The organism is Micrococcaceae bacterium Sec5.1, assembly GCA_039636795.1.
Classification (GTDB): Bacteria; Actinomycetota; Actinomycetes; order Actinomycetales; family Micrococcaceae; genus Arthrobacter.
This window is the reverse complement of sequence record CP143430.1, coordinates 2,811,935-2,832,504: the sequence shown is the minus strand read 5'-3', so window position 1 is coordinate 2,832,504 and position 20,570 is coordinate 2,811,935. Positions and strand designations below refer to the sequence as shown.

Genomic DNA, 20,570 nt, shown 5'->3' with positions numbered 1-20,570 from the left:
CTACGCTAGCTTTCTAGTTGCTGTCAACGGATAAAATGCTGTCCCCGGGTACCGACTCTTTCTCATGGCGTTGTAGCTCTCCTTTCGCCATGTGCGTATGATTTCCGCATGGCAAGTACAACTAAGACAATCGACAAACCGTCTCCCGACAGCGAAGCTCCGAAAGACCTGGTGCAGTCGGTTGCCCGGGCCCTGAACATCGTTGATGTCGTTGCGGCGTCGAAGGAGCCCATGCGGGCCCAGTCCATCGCGAGCGCGGTAAACCTGCACATTGCGACGACCTCCCATTTACTGGCGACGCTTGTACATGCCGGTTATCTGGAACGTAACGAGCGCACCTACAAACTCGCCGCCGGGAAAATCCTGGATCTTAGTTCGCGCGTGGAAGACGACTGGCGTCCCTCGCCCCTGGCGCTGCGTCTCTTGAAGATGGTGGTTGATGCTACCGGCGAAAGCGCCTACCTTTCCGCGTGGCAAGGCGGCACTGTCACTGTGGTCGCCGTTGAGGAGGGCAGCCACGCGGTTCGGGTAGCGGATCTTAGGGTTGGCGTTTCCGGCGACATTCATGCTCGCGCCTCAGGCAAGGCCCTCCTCGCCTTCGGTCCCGAATCACAACTGGAACGGATCCGGTTCGTAGACGGTGAACTCACGCGGCGAACCGAGCATACGATCACTACCCTTCCTGAATTCTTGGCCGATCTTGAGGTGACCAGATCGCGTGGTTACGCACTGGACCACCAGGAATACGTCCTGGGCGTCTGCGGCATGGCAGTTCCTCTCTTCGAAGGCTCGCAACGCCCCCGCACTGCTCTGACGATTACGGTCCCGCTTCATCGATTTACCAACGAGGAGCACTTCCAGGTGTGCCTCGATGCTCTGATGGAAGCCCGTCGCCTCGACGAAGAAGAAGGAGACTCAACCCAGCCGTAGTACGTCAAGTTCCAGTACCGGCCCCCCTTCCCCGTGAAAAACTTCCAGGGATGTCCGGGGGCCGTCCTCCAACCGTGGAAAATCTGAGCTGGCAAGGTAAACGCACAAGCGGGTTCCTTTCGAAAGCCGGATCGCGGTGGATCCAAGATTCACGGTGATTGGCTTCCCGCTTCCACCGTCCCCACTGCTGTATGAGGACCCCTCGCAGAGCAGCTCCGAGGAGCCGTTGTCATCCAGTGTTGCCAGCTTGATGACCACAGGCGTGGGACCAGTGGCCGCCACCTTGAGCCTGCAGGTGACCGTCCCCAGGATCTCGACGTCTTCGAACAGTGGATCTGAAACGAAGGTCTGCACGTCGTGGCGCGCACTCAATGCGTCCACCATTCGCGGACCTGAATTCGCGCCCACCTTGTAGCCCGGGAAGAATGTTCGCCCGCCGATTGTCGGTACGGGTGGCTCCAGTGACAGCACGCCGTAGGTATCCGCACTCGTTTTAGCACGGTCCGGCGTGCTGGAGCGTAATTGAAGCTGCATTCGGCGGGCGTCATCCGGTGGCCAGCTTGAGAAGCATCGCCATTCATCAGCTCCCATGGAGAAAACACTCACAGGGTGGTCAGCGTGGTTGCGGCCGTCGCGTATTTCCTCCAACCAACCGAGTTGAAGGGAGGTCGGGTCCAGGCTGTCAAACGATGATGCAGGACCAAAGAAGCGCGCCGGGAACCATCCGCCCATGAGACCGTGCGCCCAGGGCCCTATCAAGAGGCGATCATGGCGACTCCGCGCACCCATGGCCTCTCGTCGGACAAAACTGGCAACCGTTCCTGGAAGGAAAATGTCGAACCAGCCTCCGATGACAAATGCCGGCACCTCAACGTGCCCAGCCAGCTCCGGATCCACCAGCGAACGGCTACGGTCCCGCCAGTCGCGCAGGTACGGCGCGAATTCCCCCGCCTCCTCGATGAGTTGGTGAAAAGTACGGATTTTCCCCTCTGCGACGTTCCGCTCCAGGCCTGCGATCCGCGGACGGCTATTTTCATCCATACCGGCGCTTGCGAGGAGAATCGACACCCAGTGTGCAAGGAATCCCAACACGACGTTGTCGTCCTCGTAAAGCCAACCGGAATGGACGTCGTCGGCGGTCACAGCGGGAACAATGCCAATGAGGCCTTCAGGATTCTTCGCCGCCGCCAACCACTGGCTGATACCTACGTATGACCCGCCTACCATGCCCACTTTGCCGTCGGACCACGGTTGCCCGCGCACCCACTGGATAGTGTCCACACCATCATCGGCTTCATTCACAAAAGGAACGAAGTCGCCCTCGCTTCGAAACCGGCCCCGTACGTCCTGAACCACCACCGCCCACCCGCTTTCCACGGCACGCAGGACGTTAATCCACGTGTTGGCGTGCGCGGGGTCATCCTTGCAGTAGGGCGTTCGTATCAGAACTGTGGACCGCGGTTCCCCAGCACTTGGCCGGTACACATCTCCAGAGAGGGTAACGCCGTCGCGCATTGCGACAGGGACGTGCTTTTCAACTATCAGGGTCATGTCAGCCTTCGGTGTTTCGCAATCGCAGTCGGTCTGGCCTGGGATGGTCACCCAGCTGTTTGGACCATGTCCAGGCGCGGGTAGTGGTCAAGAAGTTCCGCGCCATTTGCCGTGACGACAACGAGGTTCTCAAGACGTACGCCTCCGACACGGTGCTGCCCTTCGATACCTTCGATGGCAATGACCATGCCTTCTTGGATCTCCTCAGGATGGTCAAGCGACCACGAGCGCGTAATGGTGGGCGGGTTGTAGTGGATTGCCCGGGACCCTGCGTTGACCAGGCCGATCCCGTGCCCCAGTTCGATGCTGAAACACTCTGCCTCGGACGGAAAGCCAAGATCTTCCGCGGGGGCAAGTACGGAGGCCACGTCAGCTGTGCTTGCGCCGGGTTTCATGAGCGACATCGCCAGATCCAAACGGTCCGTCAGCTTTGCGTAGGACGAGCGCTCGGCTGACGTCGGGGCGCGGCCCACGACGTATTGGCGGTAGAGACACGCGGTGTACCCCATGTAGGAAGTTCCGCAGGTGAGGAGGTAGGCGAGATCGCCATGCTCAACGATGCGGTCTCCACCGCTGATCCCACGGGGGAATGACAGTGGTCCGGAGAGCAGACGGGCGGCTCCCACTTCCGCACCGGCATCTTCAATGGCGCGACGGGCCATCAACGCGATCTGGGCCTGCTTGGTTCCGGGCCGCAATGCGGCCCGGGTCGCCTCAAACCCTGCGGTGCTCAAGCTCGCCGCCATCGAGATGCAGGAGATTTCATCAGCGGTCTTGATCGTTGAGCATTCGAGCAAGAGAGGGAGCCCGGGAATTGTTTGGATGCCTGCATCGGCCAGGGCATTCATACCGGGCTCATCAATCTCGCTGACGGCCAACTGCTCGCCCTCGAGAGATCGTGATGCAAGTTCGTCGCGGATCTGGGCTGCGAAAACGGCCGACAGTTCGGCAATTGCAGAAGTGGGCGCCACACCGCCGAGCCAAGAGATGGCTGGGCGCCACTGTGTGATCCATGGAGCCTGGTCGGGCATTTGCTGGAGGGATCCCGCTGGCGCGAACACGATTGGTTCCTCATCTGCGAAGAACAATGCATAGCCCACTTGGAGCGAGAATTCTCCCCACCAAAAACCTGTCAGATAACGCACGTTGTCCGCGCCCGTGAGCAGGAGCGCAGGTATGCCCTTGGAGCGCATCAGGGCCCGCATACGGTCAGCGCGTTCTCGACGCATCCGCTCGAGATCAACGCCTACGTGCAGTTCTGTACGTGCCGGTCCGAAGTGCAATTTCTGGTGATTTTCGGGCATCGTTGCCTTGGCCTTTCGTGTTTATGGATGTTAGTGCTGCGGCATTTCAACCGATCTTTGCTCTGAAACAACGCTAAGAGGGGGCGGACCCTGAGCGACACGGCATAGGACGCCAATGACGTAGGAAGCCACGCCAGACTTCCAGTTTGTTAACTCAGCGGCTATCGCTGCCCTGCGCAGTGACTGCCCACGCGGGGTCGCGCCGTTCCACAAAGGCCAGGGCACCCTCACGCGCTTCCGGTCCGCTTCGCAACGGAGCAACGATTTCTTCCTGGGCAGCGAAGCGCGCCTCCGCTGCGGCATACCGCGACTCCGAGATGATGCGTTTGGCAGTCTTCATTGCAACGGGTCCGTTGAGCTGGATTTTCCCGGCGAGTTCCAGTGCTGTGTCGAGTGCTTTGCCCGGCTCCGTCAGCCTGTTGATGAGGCCGAGCTCGGCGAGGCGGGCCGCAGTGATCGGCTCTCCCAGCAGCGCCAGCTCCATCGCGATGTGATACGGCATACGGTCCGGTAGGCGGAGTAGCCCGCCGCCTGCGGCGATCAGTCCCCGCTTTACCTCAGGAAGGGCAAACGAGGCCGTTGAGCTGGCCACGATCAAATCGCATGCGAGCGCAAGCTCAAATCCCCCTGCGTAGGCGTAGCCTTCGACGGCGGCAATGACGGGTTTCACGGGCGGCCGACGGGTGATGCCGGCGAAACCACGTCCTTCAAGGACCGGGACGTCTCCCGCTGCAACCGATACGAGGTCAGCGCCTGCCGAGAAGTATCCGCCAGCGCCGGTGAGGATGGCGACGCTTGCAGAATCATCGGCGTCGAACGCATCGAACGCAGCTGCAAGCGCCAGTGCTGTGGGGCGGTCAATGGCATTTCGCTTGTGCGGACGGGTGATCGTCATGATGCGAACTCCCCCGGAGTTGCTGACGTGAACGCTTGGCTCACTCTGTTTGTTGCTTGCTCCTGCTTGAGGTTGGGTTTGTTGCATCGTTCATCCTTTGGGTCGTCATGATGGGAAGAGAGCTGCGGACTGCTGATCTCGTTATTTTCAAATGGTGAATGTTACTACCGTGATACGATAGTAACATTGCTACTTTCCACGAGGATTTCTTCTTTCTCGTGCTAGCCACAATTTCGGATGGAATGAAGGGAAATAACCATGAAACCCGCGCAAAGACTCCGGGAACTGCTCGCGGATTCCAAAATGATCATCGCGCCGGGAGCCTACGATGCACTCTCAGCGAAGTTGATTGAGCAAGCCGGCTTCGATGTCGTGCTTATCGCCGGGGGCACTTACTCCAACTTCCACTACGGGGTGCCGGATAACGGTTTTATCTCCCAGGGAGAACTCATCGAGGCCGGGAGGCGCATCACCGCAGTCACAGACCTGCCACTCATTCTCGACTTTGATGATGCAGGAGGATCACCCCTTCAAGCGTTCCGTGGCGTCCAACTTGCCGAGCAAGCCGGCGTCGCAGCCCTGCTGGTCGAAGACATGGTGCCTGCAACGAAGCACTTTTGGACACCCAGAGACGGCGGGGAGCGCTGGAAGCCGCAACTCAAACTTCGCACCGTCGAGGAGATGAGTGACATCATCCGTGCCTGCGTGGAAGCGCGGACGTCCCCGGATATGGTGATCGTGGCCCGATCGGATGCCAGCCGCTTTGGCTTCGACAACCTCTCTGAACGCATGGCTGCCTATTCTGCTGCCGGCGCAGACATGCTCTATCCGTGCGGCTACCCCCTTCTCGACTTGCCCAAGCTCTCGGAAGTCGTCCCAGGCAAGTACGTCATGGTGACCGTAAAGAATCCCACCCTGGAAGAGCGCCAGGAACTCGAAGACGCGGGTGTAAAGATGCTGCTGGTCATCAACACCGTGAACGGTGCCGTGGCGGGCTTTCGCGAGAATCTGTCCCTCCTCGCGCGTGGTGAGTTGCTCGAGGGCGAAGCAGAAGGCGGCGCTTACATACCCATCATGGAAGCAATCGATGCGGCAGACTGGGCCCGCAAGGCCCGCCACTTCGGTTATTCCTGACAGTTTGTTGCAACTGATTCACGAGCAGAAAGCGCCGACGACATCTCAAGTCGTCGGCGCTTTCATTTGCGTCAGGCCGGAGTTTTTACACCCGCGGCCAGCTCCGGTCCCGTGAGCGGAGTCGGATTCCAGCCTTCGCCCATGGCAACAAGACCTTCGGTCATCATTCCGTGGCTGACCGCGTCATTCATGGTCTTTTTGAGCTCGTTCACCATCAGCATCCGCGTGGAGCGCAGCGTCAGCGTAGGCTTCGCGGCAAGCATCCGGGCAAGTTCATATGCCCTGGTGACTACCTGATCCTTGGGCACCACTTCGTTCACGGCACCCCATTCGTATGCCTGCTGCGCAGTGATCTCCTGGCCGGTGAGGTGGAAGTACCGGCCCCGGTTCAGGCCGATGACCAGCGGCCAGATGATCTGCATGCCGTCGCCGGGAATGTTTCCCTGGGAGAAATGTGCATGATCGGCGAACACGGCATCCTCGGAAGCGATGACAATGTCGCACAACAGCGCCTGCTCATTGTGATACCTCGCCGGACCGTTTACTGCGGCAATCATCGGAACCTCGATGTCGAGGTGGCCGAGCACAAGGCGCTTGGCGTCGTGATGAAGGCCGAGCCAGATCTCAGGGGTTACCCAGTTCTTGTTATCAATCGGGGCTTCCTTGTCGATGAAGGTGTCGCCCGCTCCGGTGATGATGACAACGCGGTTCCCCCGGTCCCGGCTGATGTCATCCCAGAGCGATGAAACATTGTCATGGACTCCCACACCCCAGACGACGTCGCTTCCATCCGTATGGAACGTGACCAGCAGAATGCCATCCTCGTCACGCTCCAATTTGATGTGCTGGTACTTGTCCTTGTAATCATCAAACGTTATCCACGCCATCGTGAATCTCCTTATTTCTGTGATTGAGCCATGAGTCGCGCTCCATAAGGCCGTCCGGCCAGCGCGGCTAAACTCTCGTAATATGAACTGTATATACAAATAGCGCGAGTTCTCAATAGTCGTTGGCAAAAATCCGCGCGAAGAATAGCGTTTCGAGCCTGCCTTGGACTTGCCGGCGGCGGCAGGTCCAACTCTGCCGGAATCATGCGGCAGTCCTCCGGCCGGTGTAAGCGAGCAGGGCGGCGTCCAGCGTTGCCGGGTCCTCGCTGTCCAACCGCGCCAGCACGTGCCCATCGGGCCGTACAAGGATGGCCTCGTCCCCGTTTACACGGTAAGCAGCCGCCCACTCGGCCTCTGCAGCGTCAAAGTCACCTGAGGGCCCGAACGTCACCAAGCGGTATGGAATGCCACGGATGTCTGCGCGCCGCGCTGCCTCCCTTGCTGGCTCCGAACCGGAGCGCGCGAGGATGGTCAGTTCGCGTCCGAACAAATCAAGCGTTGAAGTAGTTTCCTCGGCGTTGAGCCACACGTGCGGGGCGCGTTCACCCACGGCAGCAGTTGGCGTGAAGGTTCCCACCGGCCAGCCGGCATCCGGCGAGGTGGGTCCCGCTACCGCTCCACGGTTATAGCGGAATCCGATGTCCAGGCCAGGGTGTACAAAGTTTTCCGGCCGGAAGGAGCGGGGGCCTTCATCGGCGTTACCCACAATAGATCGGAAGTTGCGGACGGATTCGGCCATATTAAACACTGCAACGGGCCGCCGCTCCACTTCGTAGGTGGCCAGGAGGGCAGGATCAGCCCAGCCCTTGAGGACAGCTGCCAGCTTCCATGCGATGTTGTGGACGTCCTGAATGCCGGTGTTTTGGTTGAAGCCGCCGTATGGAGGCATGACGTGCACGGCGTCTCCGGCGAGCAGGATCCGGCCGGACTGGTAGCTGTCTGCCACCCAGGCGCCCACAGTCCAGGTCCGGGCGTCCATTAACTCCACCGACTCGTGAGGATCGCCGATCGCGTCCCGTATTTGCGTCGTCCAGTCAATGTCCTCGAAGGGCACCCTGTCCATGACCAGTGGGCGGCCCAGCATCGCTACCCGATCGGTCGCGTCAACGGGAGCGATCACGACAGCGCCGATGGTCTCTGGATTATCGAGATAGATAAAGCTGGACGGATCGCCCGTGCGCCGCTGGATAACAGGCGAACGGAACAGCACGCTCACCGCCGTCTGCAGGTCCTGATCGCCCGTCGTCCCGATCCGCAGGGCAGTGCGCACCTGGCTGGCGGCGCCGTCGGCCGCGATGACATATTTTGCGGCAACGTCCACAGAGCCATCATCATCGGCTATGGACACGAGGACTTCTGTCCCTGTGTCCTTAACCGTCGACACCGTCCTTCCGAACTCGATCGTGACCGTGTCCTCTGCCTGGGCCGCGTCAACGAGGATGGGCTCAAGGGCGTCCTGTGAGCACAGCACCACATCCAGGGTCTCCGGACCGAGGCTGGTGTCGGCGGGGCCGTCAGCACCGCTGCTGGTGACTACAGAACGCCACGGTGATACGGCATCGCTTCCCAGCAGGCGCCGTGGTCCGCCAGGAAGTGCCGCAGCCCGTACTTCTTCCGCGAGACCGAGTTCGCGAAAAACCTCCATGGTGCGGCAACTGACCGCACGGGACCTGGGGTGGCGCGACCGCTCGGTTCGTCGCTCGACAACGAGGGTGTCGACGCCGAACCGCCCCAGGAGGATCGCCGCCGAAAGTCCCACCGGACCAGCTCCGATAATCAGGACGTCGACGCTGCGCTTCGCGGGTTCATTCCGCTCGTTCACTGGCTGACTCCTGCAAACTCCGTCAGTTCTGGCTCCGTGATGCGGGAATCCATGTACGTCAGTTGGCCGCACGGCTGCATCCTGGCGCGCAGGACGTCATCGAACGCAGCGCTGACATCAAGGGGCGTCCATGACTCGCGGGTGAGGGCGGAGTCGACGACGGCCGGGTGCGAAAGCAGCATGAGGTCATGCCCGTTCGCAAAACGGACCACTTGGCCGTTTACTCCCTTGCTGAGGTCAGACAGGAGATAAAGCACCACTGGAGCGTTTGTGGACGGCGGCGGTGCGATGGGGTTTCCGCCGAAGAACTTCGTGTACGCCTCGGTGCCGGCCGTCATCATCGGTGTGTCGGCATGGGGTGCCATGGCGTTTACCCGGATATCTCCGCCTTCGGCGCCGAACTCGGTTGCCCAGGCGAAAGTCAACGAGGCGATCGCCGCCTTGGCTGCGGCATAAGCACTCATCATCCGGAGACCTACAACCGCGCCCGAGGTCACGTTGACGATCGATCCGCGTCCCTCCATGGCGGCAAGGCCATGGACTGACATGAAGTAGGTACCACAGACGTTGATGTCCACATGGCGGCGGATGTGCTCCTGGGTCTCCTCCCCGGCCGTCACCGTCTCCAAGTAACCGGCGTTGTTTACCAGGCCGTCAAGTTTCCCGAAGCGTTCTACCGCCGCCGAGACAAGCCGCTGGCAACTGTCCCAATCGGTGACGTCGGCCGCGACGGCTAATGCTTCGCCGCCCTCCCGATTGATCGCCTCCGCCACAGCCTCGGCGCTTTCGGCATTAATGTCCGAGACGACGACGCGGGCACCTTCCGCTGCGGCCGCGTGTGCATAAGCCTCGCCGAGGCCGCGACCGGCGCCGGTAATGAGGATGTGCTTTCCAGCGAGGATTTGGTCGCTAGTCATTGAAATGCTCCTTTGCATTCGTGGTCTGGACAGGGGATGCTTTTCCCCAATCCGTGGCATAGATCGGGTCGTGCGGATAGCGATCGCCGAAGTTCGACGTGGGTGGGATGCCAAACAGCTCGGCTACGTCCGCTTCCGGACCGAGCCGTTGCGCCCCGTCCCAGACGCAAGTCCTCGCGAGCACCTTCCACTCCCCTTGGCGCCGCTCACAAAGATCCCGGTAACGGCCAAAAAGCAGGTCCGTAGGGCCGCCGTCGGCTGGAACCGTACGGTAGATGAACGCTGTTTCACGCTTGGCTTCGTTGCCGTTGAGGTCGATGAGTATGTTGGTCACGTAGTGACTGGCCTTGTGGGAGGACTCCCGCCGCATGGAATAGGCCCAGTCGCAGAAGTCATGGGACAGGCCCACATACATGCCATGATCCTCAGTCGCCTCAGGCCAGTACGTGGACTTCATCAGGTCCAGTTCCTTCCGGTCCATGCCCCGGCAATAGCGGATCATGTTCTCGTTCAGCTCCTGCTTGGCGACCAGGACACGCAGTTGGTCCAGCTCGGCAGCCCAGTCCACCGTTTTGCCGGTGTTCGGCGTAGCCTCCTTCATGGGCTCAATTACTCCAGTCATCTATCGGGTCCGGGACAGGAGCAGCGCCTCGCCCTGGCCGCCTCCACCACACAGTGCCACAGCAACTTTGCCCCTTTCGCGGCGCTGCAGCTCGTAGACAGCGGAGACAACCACGCGCGCCCCGGAGGCGCCAATGGGGTGTCCGAGAGCGATGGCGCCGCCGTTCACGTTGACCTTGTCCATTGCAATTCCGAGCTGCGCAGCTGAGTGGAGGGCTACGGACGCGAACGCTTCGTTGATCTCCACGAAATCCAACTCTTCTACGGTCCAGCCCGCGGCTCCGAGCGCTTTCGCAATGGCTTGCGCTGGTTTGTCCGGCAGGGATGTGTCGGGGCCGGCAATCTGTCCATGAGCTCCGAGCACAGCCCAGATCTCCAGGCGATGGGTCTCTGCGTATCCGCGAGTGGTAAGGACGACGGCGGCAGCACCATCAGTGAGCGGCGATGCGTTGCCTGCCGTTACGGTACCGCCAGGGGAAAAAGCCGGCCGGAGTTTGCTGAGGGACTCCGCATTGCTGTCCGGACGGACACCCTCGTCCATGCCTGCCAATTCGGCCGTTCCCCGCCGACGCGGCACTTTGACCGGAACAATTTGCGCATCAAAGTACCCTGCGCTGTGGGCCGCTGCTGCCCGTCGATGGGAGTCTGCAGCGGCCTTGTCCTGCTCGGCACGAGCGATGCCGTGTACCTCATTGGCACGGTCAGTATTAAGGCCCATGGACTCGTGGTCGAAGGCATCGGTTAGCCCGTCATGGGCAACAGAGTCCGACAGCACGGCATCCCCGTAGATCTGCCCGGCGCGTAAACCGGGAAGCAGATGCGGTGCATTGCTCATTGATTCTTGTCCGCCCGCGATGACTACTTCCGCTTCGCCAAGCTGGAGTAGCCGGCTGGCTTCGATAATCGCGGTCAGTCCGGACAGGCATACCTTGTTAACGGTGACAGCGTGGGCATTGAGCGGTATGCCGCCGGCTACTGCTGCTTGTCGTGCAGGGTTCTGGCCAGCGCCCGCCTGGATTACCTGGCCCATGAGAACAGCGTCAACAGCATCCGCACTGATGCCTGCCCTGTCCAGGGCGGCAGCGATTGCAGCGCCGCCGAGCTCGACGGCGGACAACGCGGCGAGCTGACCCATCAACCGGCCCTGGGGAGTCCGGGCAGCCCCAACGATGACAATATCTTCCTTACGGTTCATTGATGCTCCTTGGCCCTGGGGCTGCTGGCGAATAGTCACGGGTTTAGCTGTAGAGGGCCCGGTGAAGTCGAACAAGGTAGTCGGCGGTGACATCCGAATAGTTCGGGAAGCGTTCTGTAATGGCAGCAAGAGCGATGTCGCGTCGGTGTGGGCTCCGCGCCTTATCGGCTGAAGCAAGGGCGTGGGGTATCTTCTGGCGGGTGAGATCGGTGCAGTAGCTGGGGGATCCGGGCTGCTGGCGCCAAGACTCCGCCAGGGATCCGGCGTCGACCGCGTCAAAGCCGGTTTCCTCGACGAGGGCCATCGCCACCGCTTTGTCGTGGTCGCGATCCGCGGCCACGGGGATCGCGATCCGATCGGGATCGCCGTCTTCACGTCCATAGGCCTCGAAAGACCCAGCCGTAATGGCGTTCCAGGCCTTGGCAACGGGACGCCCGAGCTGCTGGGTGATCCAGACGCTTTCGACCATCCCGTTTTCCAGGGCATCCACCCGCCCATCACGAAGGGGGTAGTAATTGGACGTATCGACGATGACGGCGTGGGCCGGGAGGTCCTCGATAAGGGTTTTGACCTCCGGCATCCGGCTGAGCGGTATGGACGTGATGAGGACATCGACGTCGGTGGCGACGCTGGTTGCCTCTACTGGCCTGGCTCCCGACGCGACAATGTCCGAACTGATGGTTTCAGGGCCGCGGGAATTAGCAACCTTCACATCATGGCCAGCTCCACTGAGTTTGCGGGCGAGTGTCGCTCCGATTGATCCTGCTCCTACAATGCCGATCTTCATGAGAATCCTTGTCTTGTTTGTGAGCCGGTTCCGGCCTTGAACTTGCCCCTACGTGGTAATTGATGCCGCGACCGTCACCGCGAAACGTCCGCTGCGTCGACTGGGAGCACCGTGTCCAATTCGGGCGCCAAGTACACCATCTGGTCGCGGAACGACTCGCTCGCATTGCGGAATTCCCGCAGCTCGCCGCCCTTCATGAGCGCCTCCCCGCTGTCGGCCCAACTCTCGGGCGTAGGTGATTCGACCTTCATTCGCGGCATGCCGGCAATGGCCACGCGGCCGGCAGCGACTCCGGCAATCTCGAACGTTTCGCCGAAGACTGAAGTGTCCTGGTGCGCCAGCCACGTCACGAACGCAGACACAGAGCTCGCCGGAACATTGGTGCGCATGGCGTCCTTGACGACGGGATTGGGGAAGGCGTCCTCCGTCATTGGTGTCAAGGCAACCGGCATCAGGGTGGTGACTTGAACTCCCACCTCACGGGCCTCGGCCGCGAGGGTAATACCCAGACCCCAGATCGCGGCCTTGGCAGCGTTGTAGGCCGAGTCCGTCGGCACGCCCATGACCCCGTTCGACGAAATATTGATAAGCCGGCCACTGCCGGAGGCAATGAGGTGCGGCATGGCAGCACGTGAGACTCCGACCACGCCCTTGACGGCCACATCGAAGATGCGCCACCACGTATCGGGCTCCATCTCCCAGAAGCGGCCGAACGCGTTGATCCCGGCGTTGTTCACGACGATGTCGAGCTGCCCAAAGGAGTCCAGTGCGGTCTGGACTATGTCAGACGCGTTCGTGACAACGTTATTGCTGTCAACCACTGCCATACCGCCGGCGTCGGTAATTTCGGCCACGGCCGCGGAGGCGTTCGCCACGTTGACATCGTTGACGACGACGCGGGCCCCGCGGGAGGCGAGCATCTTTGCGTGCTCGCGGCCCATTCCCTGTCCGGCACCCGTGACAATTGCCACCCGGCCCTTGAAATCAAGATTGTTCATTTTTCAGTTACTCCATTTCTTGTGGAAGCGGGCAGGCGTTGCCATTACTTTCCAGCCAGCCAGCCGCCGTCGACCGCCAGGGAAATTCCGGTAACCATGCGGGCTTGCTCCGAGCAGAGCCACACAACCGCATCTGCCTGGTCCTCGGGTTCAGCCAGCCCGCGCATCGGAATCGCCGACAGGATCCTTTCCCGGAATTCGGGCGGGTTCTGCTCGAAAGCGTTCTTCATCATGGGACTCGTCGTCGACCCCGGCGTGAGAGCGTTAATACGGATGCCCAAGGGCCCATAATCAATGGCCGCGTTCCTCGTCATCCCGACGACGCCGAACTTCGAGGCCGTGTACGGCGCGTTGTTGGCGATGCCGATCAAGCCCGCAGCAGAAGCTGTGTTCACGATCGCGCCACCTCCGGTCTTCAGCATCGCGTTGACTTCGTGCTTGAGGCAGTAGAAGGTGCTGTAGAGGTTCACCTTCATGACTCGATCCCAGGTCTCGCTGTCAGTCTCCCCAATAGGTGCGAAGACACCGTTCATCCCTGCATTGTTGAAAGCGAAATCCAGCTGCCCGAAGTTCGACACCGTCGCGTCGACGAGGCCTTTGACCTGCTCCTCATCGCTGACATCGCACTGGAAGAAGACAGCCTTTCCACCGGATTCGGTGATCATCTCCACTGTTTCGCGCCCGGAGGCCTCATCAATATCTGACACCACTACGCGCGCACCATTCTTCGCGAACGCCAGGGCACCTGCCCGGCCAATGCCCGAGCCCGCGCCGGTGACGAGACCGGCTTTGTCTTTCATCATCAGTTTTTCCTCATTCATCAGTAGTTCTCTCCAACATGGACGTTGTTGTCATAATTGCGGCGCGATTCCTGTGGGAGGAACCTGTCCTCGGTTTCACGCACGTAGTCGGTCAGGGGCCGGCCGAACATTGCGCCCCAGCCGATGCTGTCCGGGCCATCGTTCAAGTGGTCGATGTACTCGCCGATGGGTGTGGCCTCGCCGGATTCCTTGACCTCCATGAGCAGGCGCCATACCTCTTTGACGCCCGGGAGCACGAAAGCCACAGGCTGGATCGCCTGGCCGAGCGCTGTCATCTCGGCGACGGTCTTTCGGCCGATCAACGGAACTCCGACGGCGTAGGCGGGCCCGGGTGTCTCCTTCAGCGCGAGTTCGGCCTGCTCCCAGGTATGGAATCCCTCGTAGAAGATGACGTCCGCACCGGTCTCGGCCTTGTAGAGTTGCGCGCGGCGGATCGCCTCGTCCACGCCACCGCCGGCGGCACCATAGCCGTCGGTGCGGGCAACGATGACGAAATCGCTGTCCAATTTGTCGCGGGCATCGACGGCGGCGTTCAGTCGTCCGATAGCCTCGGCGTCCGAAACCAATTCGATCCCGGCTACGCCGCCTGATTTCTTGGGCTCCCGCTGATCCTCAATGTGGATTCCGGCGACGCCGGCATCAATGAACTCTGACACTGTGCGCTGCACGTTGATCGGTGCACCGAAGCCGGTATCGGCATCGCAATAGATCGGAATGTCAGCGGCGCGGGCGGTACGTTTTGCATGCTCAACCACTTCGGTCAGGGTGAGCCATCCCGTGTCGGAGACGCCCTGCCACCAAGCCGACATGCCGCCGGAGAGCTGGAACGCGTCGAAACCTGCGTGCTGCGCCATCTGTGCGTGGAGCGGCAAGGCGCCGAACGGCACCAGGGCCGTCTGGGGACTGTCGAAGACGGCACGCAGCGCCTTGCCCGGTGAGGTCAGACTCATGATGCCACCTCAGGGGTGTTGAAACCGACAGTTACCACGACGTAGACGCAGTCTTCGTCGTACGGGTTCTTCCAGGCATGGGGCACCCCGGCCATGACTAGCAGGTCTCCCGGCACGAGCGTCCGCTTCTTCCCACCCGGGAGAACGAGGTCAACTTTGCCCGAGATAACCACCTCGTAGTCGATGGTGTCGCTCGCGTGCATCCCGGCGTCGCCGTCGTCGTCGGTGGCGTTCATGCTCTCGTCCAGCGTCTCAGCGTCCACCTCCCCGGAAGAGTGCGCAGGGAAGCTGCTGATACCGAAGGTGGATCCGTTGGGTCCAGCCAAGGCGACCTTGCTTGGCGGGGCGCCGATGTTCGTTTTGCTGTGGCCCCCGTCAACAGCCCAGTAAAAGGCACCCGCTGCCACGCCGGGGAAGTCGAACTCTGCGGCCGGGCCGACTTCGAGGAAGTCGGCCTCGCCGGCCTCGTTCGGCCCCGCGACGACGAGTTGGAATTTTTTGGGATCAGGAAAAGTCATCTGTGTTCACTCCTTCGTGGATGGACGCTTCGCGGTTGGGCGCTTAGTGGTCAGGCGCGCAGGCCCGCCTCGCGCATCAGCGGGAAGACTTGCTCGTTCAGCCGGTCCAGGCCCTCGTCATAGTCGACGAGGCCGGTGCAGATGCCCGTGATGCCCGAGGCCTGCAACTTCTGCAGCTCCTCGACGACCATCTCGGGAGTACCAGTGATGGGCATAAGCGCCGCGCGGCCAAAGGCCCTCACGGATTCGTCACGCTTGTAGTCCTCGGACTGCTTGTACTCATCCCAGTTGAAGCTCTGCGTGCCGCTGCGAATGATCTCGCGATAGCGAAGCGCGCTCTCCCAGTCAGTGTTTTCCGTGACGTAGTCCGCGTAGGCGCGCGCTTCCTTCTCGGTGTCCTTGACGATGATGTGCGCGCCAGCCCACAGGCCGAGATCCTCGCGTCCAGCGGCGTCGGCTTTCTGCCGCAGTTTCGGTGTCAGCTCGCCACTGTGTTCGACGCTGGCAACCGACGCGAACAGGACGTTTGCGTGCTTGAACGCGAACTCCTGCCCTGCTGGGCTCGAACCGGCGCTCATCACCATCGGGCGCGGGGACTGCACGGGCTTCGGGTGCGCCTGCGCGCCCTTCAGATTGAAGAACTTGCCGTCGAAGTCGAACTCCTGCTCCTCGTTCGCCCACAGCCGCTCGGCGATCTCAATCCACTCGTCGGCGAGCTCGTATCGCACATCGTGCTCTGGGAGTTCGACGCCGAAGATGTCGTACTCGGGTTTGAAGTAGCCCGCTGTCACGTTCAGCCCCATGCGACCACCACTGATGTGGTCAATGGTTGTCACCATTTTCGCGCCCATCACGGGGTTGATGAACTGCACGTTGCAGGTGGCGATGATCTGAATGTTCTGCGTCACCGCGGCGATACCTGCCGCCCAGGTGAACGTCTCGAACTGACGACCCCAGGGCCGGTCGGGACCAGCGAGCCCCTGCCAGCGAGCGATGGGGATGAATCCGTCCAAGCCGTACCGGTCGGCCTTCTGGGCGAGATGCTGCACTTCGCCCCAGTTGCCAAGCTTGATGGAGTTCTCGGCGAAGTTCAGGCCGCCTTGGCCCGTGGACACGTTCGCCCCGAAGATCGCGACCTTGAAAGCGTTGTCGCTTCCGACCATCGGGCCCTTGTCACGCTCGACTGTGTAATCCGCGACGAAGTCGCGATCAACGGCTTGGTCGGTGGAAGTTTCGTTGGATGCGATGCTCATAATCGCCGTCCTTTCGGGAAGATTGAAATTGGGTGCAGAAGGGGTTGGAATTGCTATGACCGGCAGGGTCGCGTTTCAGATTTGGGATGCATCCCCAAGGACGTGCCAGGTCCGGTTGTGATAGACCAGCGGGTCCGCGGGCGCTGCCTCACTTGAGAGCGCCAGAGACGCCTGAAGCGCCTCGACCGCCACGATGGTGGACCCTCCGGCGGCCATCGAGTTGATGATCCTTCCCCGGATCCAAGTCTGGGCCTGCACAAAGTAGGGCTCCCCCGACTCGAGACGGGACCAGAGAGAGGTGTCAGCAAAGCGATCGATCCCGCTGGTGGCGCAGAGTTTGGCAATGTCCACCTGATCAGCGCCCAGTAGATGCACGACGACGGTGTCTGCAGCCAGAATGGTGGGGGTACTGGAGGAAAATTCCGATACTGAGAAGGCCAGAATGGGGGGTTCGGCACTGGCGGAAATGACAGACGTTGCCGTCAGGCCGACAGGCCCGTTGCCCGCATCAGCGGTGATGACAGCAACACCACCGGGATGGTTGCGAAACGCCGCCTTGAATTCGTCGGCAGTGACTGCAGGTTCAAGGCTTTGGGTGATGGATAAGCTCACCGGATCTCCTTTGATATCAGTTCGCCGGCTTCACTGCCGGCCCTTGCTTAGGGCTTCAACGTTAGGTGCGTAGGTGAGGTAGGCGGCATGGCAAGACATGCCAAACAGATGGGAAACTGCGTCAGGCTGGGGCCTCTTGTGAATACATGGCATGGGATGCAAAGCTGGTGACGTGCTTCACATGCTGGGCCTGTGCGACTCCTCGCCCTGGGCTCTGGAGCGCCTCTTCGTCAACGGTGAAAGGGGGCGGCAGTGAAACTAAGCTCCTACCAGAATCTGCGGCTACCGAACTTCAGCGTTCACGGACTCTGCGCAGTGTTGAAGGATGCGGATCTTGATTGGCAAACTGCGCTCAGAAATGCAGAGATCGACCCAGATGCCATAGACCGCCCGGGAGGCACTATTCCCGCCAAGAAGGAGTTGGCCTTCCAATTGCAATTCGTGGCTCTCACAAAGGATCGCGTCGACCTTTGGGTTAAGGCCGCACAGGCCTACACGCTGGGATCCTTCGGAATTCGCGGATTGGCCCTCGCTACAGCGCCCACCATTGAGGCCTGGGTAGAAGCTGGCAGCTCAACAGACTATGCCCCTGGCCTGATGGAAATTACGCCTCTCAGGGCACCGGGTGGCACGGTGATTGGTATGGAGTACACCTACCCCGATACTCCGGAAGAGCTCATCCCGTTCAGCGTCTACCGCGATTTCTGCGTCGTTGCCCGAACTTTCACATGGATGTACGGCAGCCCTTTCCCCTTCACTCAGGTCGAATTCCCCTTCGCAGACGCCTCCCCCGAGATTTCGAACTACGTCCCCTGCGCCATCGACTGCGGATCCGACGCACTGCGCCTCTGGTGGGATCCGGCAACATCTGTACACGAGCTCCCTTTCGGCAACGCCTTCCAGCACGAGGCATGGCTCAAGGCGGATCATCAGATCCTTGACGACCTCAGGGCGACCGGCGATTGGCCTGACACCGTCATGAAGATTATTAGGGCCGCGCCCGAGCTCAATCGCAAACTGGCAAATGTGGCAGCAACACTTCGGGTCTCCCCCCGCACGTTGCAACGCAAGCTTGAACTAACCGGTGACGACTTTGCCCAACTGCGGGACAAAGCCCTGCGTGACCTTGCCGCCGATCTGCTCTCGAAAACGGACCACTCTGTGGCACGGATATCCCGCACTCTGGGCTATACAGACCCAACGAGCTTCACCATCGCCTTCAAACGATGGAATGGGATGCCACCGACGGCCTACAGGGAAGCATCCCGATACAAGAACAACGCGGGTTCCACGGCTTAGACGCTTTCGCTGTGCATGGCGTCTGCGGCACGTATCAGGGCCAGGTGGGAGAAGGCTTGTGGAAAGTTTCCCGCCATGCGTTTTTCGTTCATTGAATATTCTTCGCTCAGCAGACCGAGGTCATTGCAAAGTCCCACCAGGGCGCCCATCAGGTTCTTGGCGTCTGCCCGTCGGCCTGAGCGTGCGTACTGTTCCACCAACCAGAAGGAACAGGCAAGGAATGGATGTTCTCCGGGCGCCAACCCGTCGACGCCCGTCTCGGTGCGGTAGCGCATCAGAAATCCATCAGTGGTGAGTAGCTCCTTCTCCAGCTGGGCGACGGTTCCCAACATCCGCTCGTCGTCGTAGGCGAGAAAGCCTACCTGCGGCAAAACCAGCAGGGCCGCGTCCGTCGCCTCACCACCGTAAGTCTGAGTGAAGGAATTAAGTTCACGGTTGAATCCGAGATCCGTTATTTCTACGGCGAGCCGATCCCGATGCCGCTCCCAATCCTCCAGCGGCCCAGGCAATCCGTGGTCCCGGACAGCCCGTACCCCGCTGTCATAGGCTGCCCACATCATGACCCGCGAGTGCGTGAAATACTGCGGTGCCCCGCGCATTTCCCACAATCCCAGGTCTTTGTCGTCGAAGTGTTTGTCCACGGAACCAAGAAGGGCGCGCTGCAAGGCCCAGGAGAAATGATCTTCCTTGCCACCGGCCAAGCGAAGCCTCTCCAGTACCACCATCACTTCCCCCACGACGTCGGCCTGATGCTGGGAGACGGCTGCATTGCCGATTCGAACGGGTCTGGCGTCCTGGTAGCCCGGCAGGTGCGGGAGTTCCTTTTCTGTCAGGTCCCGTTCGCCCCCTACGCCATACATTATTTGCAGATCTTCCGGATCGCCGGCCAGCGCACGCAGAAGCCAGTTGCGCCACTTCAGGGCTTCGGATTCGTAGCCGTGCGTCAGCATGGCTTCAAGTGTCAACGATGCATCGCGAAGCCAACAGTAGCGGTAGTCCCAGTTGCGTGGTCCGCCAAACTCTTCGGGCAGGGAAGTGGTGGGAGCGGCCACAATGCCGCCCGTCTCATAGTGGGTCAAAGCACGTAAGACCAGAAGTGATCGCTTGACTGCATCCTGATGCGGCCCGTCGTAGCGGCAATTGGCCGCCCACGTCGTCCAGTAGTGGATGGCGTAGTCCAGGGCTGCATCAATGTTGATGGAAGGAGGCACGTCCTGGTAGGAGGGGAACCATGTCAGGTGAAAGTCCACATTCCGTCCCTGCTCAACCGTGAACTCCCCCGCATGCCGGTGGTCTTCGGCCTGTGGAAGAAAGTCGCCCCGCAAAGACAGAGCATCCGGGCCGGACATTGCGAGAAGTATTTCGGCGCCGGGGTCGGCGCTGTCGCGGATCCTGCTTACCCAAGGCAAGACGGTGGCATACTGGGGCCGAATTCTTATCTCTTGGTGCATGGGAACTGTCCCGCTGAGTCCAGTGACCCGCCGGACGAGTGATGGATGGGCGGCACCAACCGGCATAAAGTCCGTCACCAGGACCTTTCCGGAATTCGTCTGCCACGTTGTCTGGAGTACGAACGTCGACTCCATATAGTGACGGTCCACCACAACTGCCTCCGGCGGACTCGGGGCCAGCAGCCACCGGCCATGGTCTTCATGCCCGAGCAGGGAGGCAAAGAGCGACGGCGAGTCGAAACGCGGGAAGCAGAGCCAGTCAACACTGCCCTGGCGGGAAACAAGGGGTCCAGTGTGGAGATCCGAAAGCAGCGCATAATCCTCAATCGGGGCAGCCATGCTTCACTCAATCACAAGATGAATGATCCCCATAGGCTTTTGCGGCTGTGGCTTCGAAGGCAGGATCAATTACCGTGCTTGGGAGTTCGCTGGCCTGGTGTGCAGATAAAGAACTGAGGCTGGGCGACCGGTGCAAACGGAACGATGAGCCACTGGTTGCCGTAGAGCTCCACGTAGGAGTCGGAAGGGCAGAGTGTAAAGGCTTCTTCGCGTGTCATCTCGTTCCCTCTCTTTGTTGGGTTGTTTGTTCGGCTCCACTGCGGAGCCTTGGTTAGCTTCAACGTTA

20 protein-coding genes are annotated in these 20,570 nt (G+C 60.8%); 3 read left to right on the top strand and 17 right to left on the bottom strand.

Annotated elements, in window-relative coordinates; translation table 11 throughout:
- Positions 1 to 108: 108 nt before the first annotated feature.
- A complete protein-coding gene (locus VUN82_12930; GenBank protein XAS70031.1) occupies positions 109 to 930 on the top strand; it encodes an IclR family transcriptional regulator in 822 nt (273 codons plus the stop codon).
- Here the strand turns inward: VUN82_12930 and VUN82_12925 are convergent.
- From VUN82_12925 to VUN82_12915, 3 genes are all read right to left on the bottom strand, one after another.
- Positions 916 to 2,481 (bottom strand): CocE/NonD family hydrolase, encoded by a 1,566-nt coding sequence (locus VUN82_12925; protein XAS70030.1) that lies wholly within the window; start codon positions 2,479 to 2,481, stop codon positions 916 to 918. The two genes, VUN82_12930 and VUN82_12925, sit on opposite strands and share 15 nt — an antisense overlap.
- Positions 2,482 to 2,528: 47 nt before the next feature.
- On the bottom strand, positions 2,529 to 3,785 hold the full coding sequence (locus tag VUN82_12920; protein ID XAS70029.1) for a M24 family metallopeptidase: 1,257 nt from the start codon (positions 3,783 to 3,785) through the stop codon (positions 2,529 to 2,531).
- Between the two features lie 154 nt (positions 3,786 to 3,939).
- Positions 3,940 to 4,767 (bottom strand): crotonase/enoyl-CoA hydratase family protein, encoded by an 828-nt coding sequence (locus VUN82_12915; GenBank protein ID XAS70028.1) that lies wholly within the window; start codon positions 4,765 to 4,767, stop codon positions 3,940 to 3,942.
- Between the two features lie 171 nt (positions 4,768 to 4,938).
- On the opposite strand from VUN82_12915, the gene VUN82_12910 reads away from it, so the two are divergent.
- Positions 4,939 to 5,814 carry an isocitrate lyase/PEP mutase family protein gene (locus tag VUN82_12910; GenBank protein XAS70027.1) on the top strand — a complete coding sequence of 292 codons (876 nt, stop codon included), beginning with the start codon at positions 4,939 to 4,941 and terminating at the stop codon, positions 5,812 to 5,814.
- A gap of 71 nt (positions 5,815 to 5,885) precedes the next feature.
- Here the strand turns inward: VUN82_12910 and VUN82_12905 are convergent, their stop codons facing one another.
- The 12 genes from VUN82_12905 to VUN82_12850 all read right to left on the bottom strand — a co-directional run bounded on the left by VUN82_12905 (position 5,886) and on the right by VUN82_12850 (position 17,195).
- Complete coding sequence (locus VUN82_12905; GenBank protein ID XAS70026.1) at positions 5,886 to 6,701, bottom strand: enoyl-CoA hydratase-related protein; 816 nt, start codon at positions 6,699 to 6,701, stop codon at positions 5,886 to 5,888.
- A gap of 202 nt (positions 6,702 to 6,903) precedes the next feature.
- Entirely contained in the window at positions 6,904 to 8,523 is a 1,620-nt protein-coding gene (locus VUN82_12900; GenBank protein ID XAS70025.1) for an FAD-dependent monooxygenase, read from the bottom strand.
- Entirely contained in the window at positions 8,520 to 9,440 is a 921-nt protein-coding gene (locus tag VUN82_12895) for an SDR family oxidoreductase (protein XAS70024.1), read from the bottom strand. The genes VUN82_12900 and VUN82_12895 overlap by 4 nt, the downstream gene beginning before the upstream one ends.
- Complete coding sequence (locus VUN82_12890) at positions 9,433 to 10,062, bottom strand: nuclear transport factor 2 family protein (protein ID XAS70023.1); 630 nt, start codon at positions 10,060 to 10,062, stop codon at positions 9,433 to 9,435. Before VUN82_12890 ends, VUN82_12895 begins: the two co-directional genes overlap by 8 nt.
- On the bottom strand, positions 10,063 to 11,256 hold the full coding sequence (locus VUN82_12885) for an acetyl-CoA C-acyltransferase (protein XAS70022.1): 1,194 nt from the start codon (positions 11,254 to 11,256) through the stop codon (positions 10,063 to 10,065).
- 43 nt (positions 11,257 to 11,299) lie between these two features.
- Positions 11,300 to 12,043, bottom strand: a complete 744-nt coding sequence (locus VUN82_12880; protein XAS70021.1) for an NAD(P)-binding domain-containing protein — start codon at positions 12,041 to 12,043, stop codon at positions 11,300 to 11,302.
- A gap of 74 nt (positions 12,044 to 12,117) precedes the next feature.
- On the bottom strand, positions 12,118 to 13,041 hold the full coding sequence (locus VUN82_12875) for an SDR family NAD(P)-dependent oxidoreductase (protein XAS70020.1): 924 nt from the start codon (positions 13,039 to 13,041) through the stop codon (positions 12,118 to 12,120).
- A gap of 44 nt (positions 13,042 to 13,085) precedes the next feature.
- A complete protein-coding gene (locus tag VUN82_12870) occupies positions 13,086 to 13,844 on the bottom strand; it encodes a glucose 1-dehydrogenase (protein ID XAS70019.1) in 759 nt (252 codons plus the stop codon).
- A 17-nt stretch (positions 13,845 to 13,861) separates the two neighbouring features.
- Positions 13,862 to 14,812: an isocitrate lyase/PEP mutase family protein gene (locus tag VUN82_12865; GenBank protein ID XAS70018.1), complete on the bottom strand. Its 951-nt coding sequence runs from the start codon at positions 14,810 to 14,812 to the stop codon at positions 13,862 to 13,864.
- Positions 14,809 to 15,330, bottom strand: coding sequence for a cupin domain-containing protein (locus VUN82_12860; GenBank protein XAS70017.1), 522 nt, complete (start codon positions 15,328 to 15,330; stop codon positions 14,809 to 14,811). The genes VUN82_12865 and VUN82_12860 overlap by 4 nt, the downstream gene beginning before the upstream one ends.
- Before the next feature lie 50 nt (positions 15,331 to 15,380).
- On the bottom strand, positions 15,381 to 16,583 hold the full coding sequence (locus tag VUN82_12855; protein XAS70016.1) for an LLM class flavin-dependent oxidoreductase: 1,203 nt from the start codon (positions 16,581 to 16,583) through the stop codon (positions 15,381 to 15,383).
- 75 nt (positions 16,584 to 16,658) lie between these two features.
- Positions 16,659 to 17,195 (bottom strand): flavin reductase family protein, encoded by a 537-nt coding sequence (locus VUN82_12850; GenBank protein ID XAS70015.1) that lies wholly within the window; start codon positions 17,193 to 17,195, stop codon positions 16,659 to 16,661.
- A gap of 252 nt (positions 17,196 to 17,447) precedes the next feature.
- On the opposite strand from VUN82_12850, the gene VUN82_12845 reads away from it, so the two are divergent.
- Positions 17,448 to 18,494, top strand: a complete 1,047-nt coding sequence (locus tag VUN82_12845) for a helix-turn-helix domain-containing protein (protein ID XAS70014.1) — start codon at positions 17,448 to 17,450, stop codon at positions 18,492 to 18,494.
- On the opposite strand, the gene VUN82_12840 is transcribed toward VUN82_12845, so the two are convergent.
- Together VUN82_12840 and VUN82_12835 are read right to left on the bottom strand one after the other, a co-directional pair.
- Positions 18,491 to 20,284 carry a glycoside hydrolase family 15 protein gene (locus VUN82_12840; protein ID XAS70013.1) on the bottom strand — a complete coding sequence of 598 codons (1,794 nt, stop codon included), beginning with the start codon at positions 20,282 to 20,284 and terminating at the stop codon, positions 18,491 to 18,493. The genes VUN82_12845 and VUN82_12840 overlap by 4 nt on opposite strands.
- 65 nt (positions 20,285 to 20,349) lie before the next feature.
- On the bottom strand, positions 20,350 to 20,502 hold the full coding sequence (locus VUN82_12835) for a hypothetical protein (protein ID XAS70012.1): 153 nt from the start codon (positions 20,500 to 20,502) through the stop codon (positions 20,350 to 20,352).
- Positions 20,503 to 20,570 lie beyond the last annotated feature (68 nt).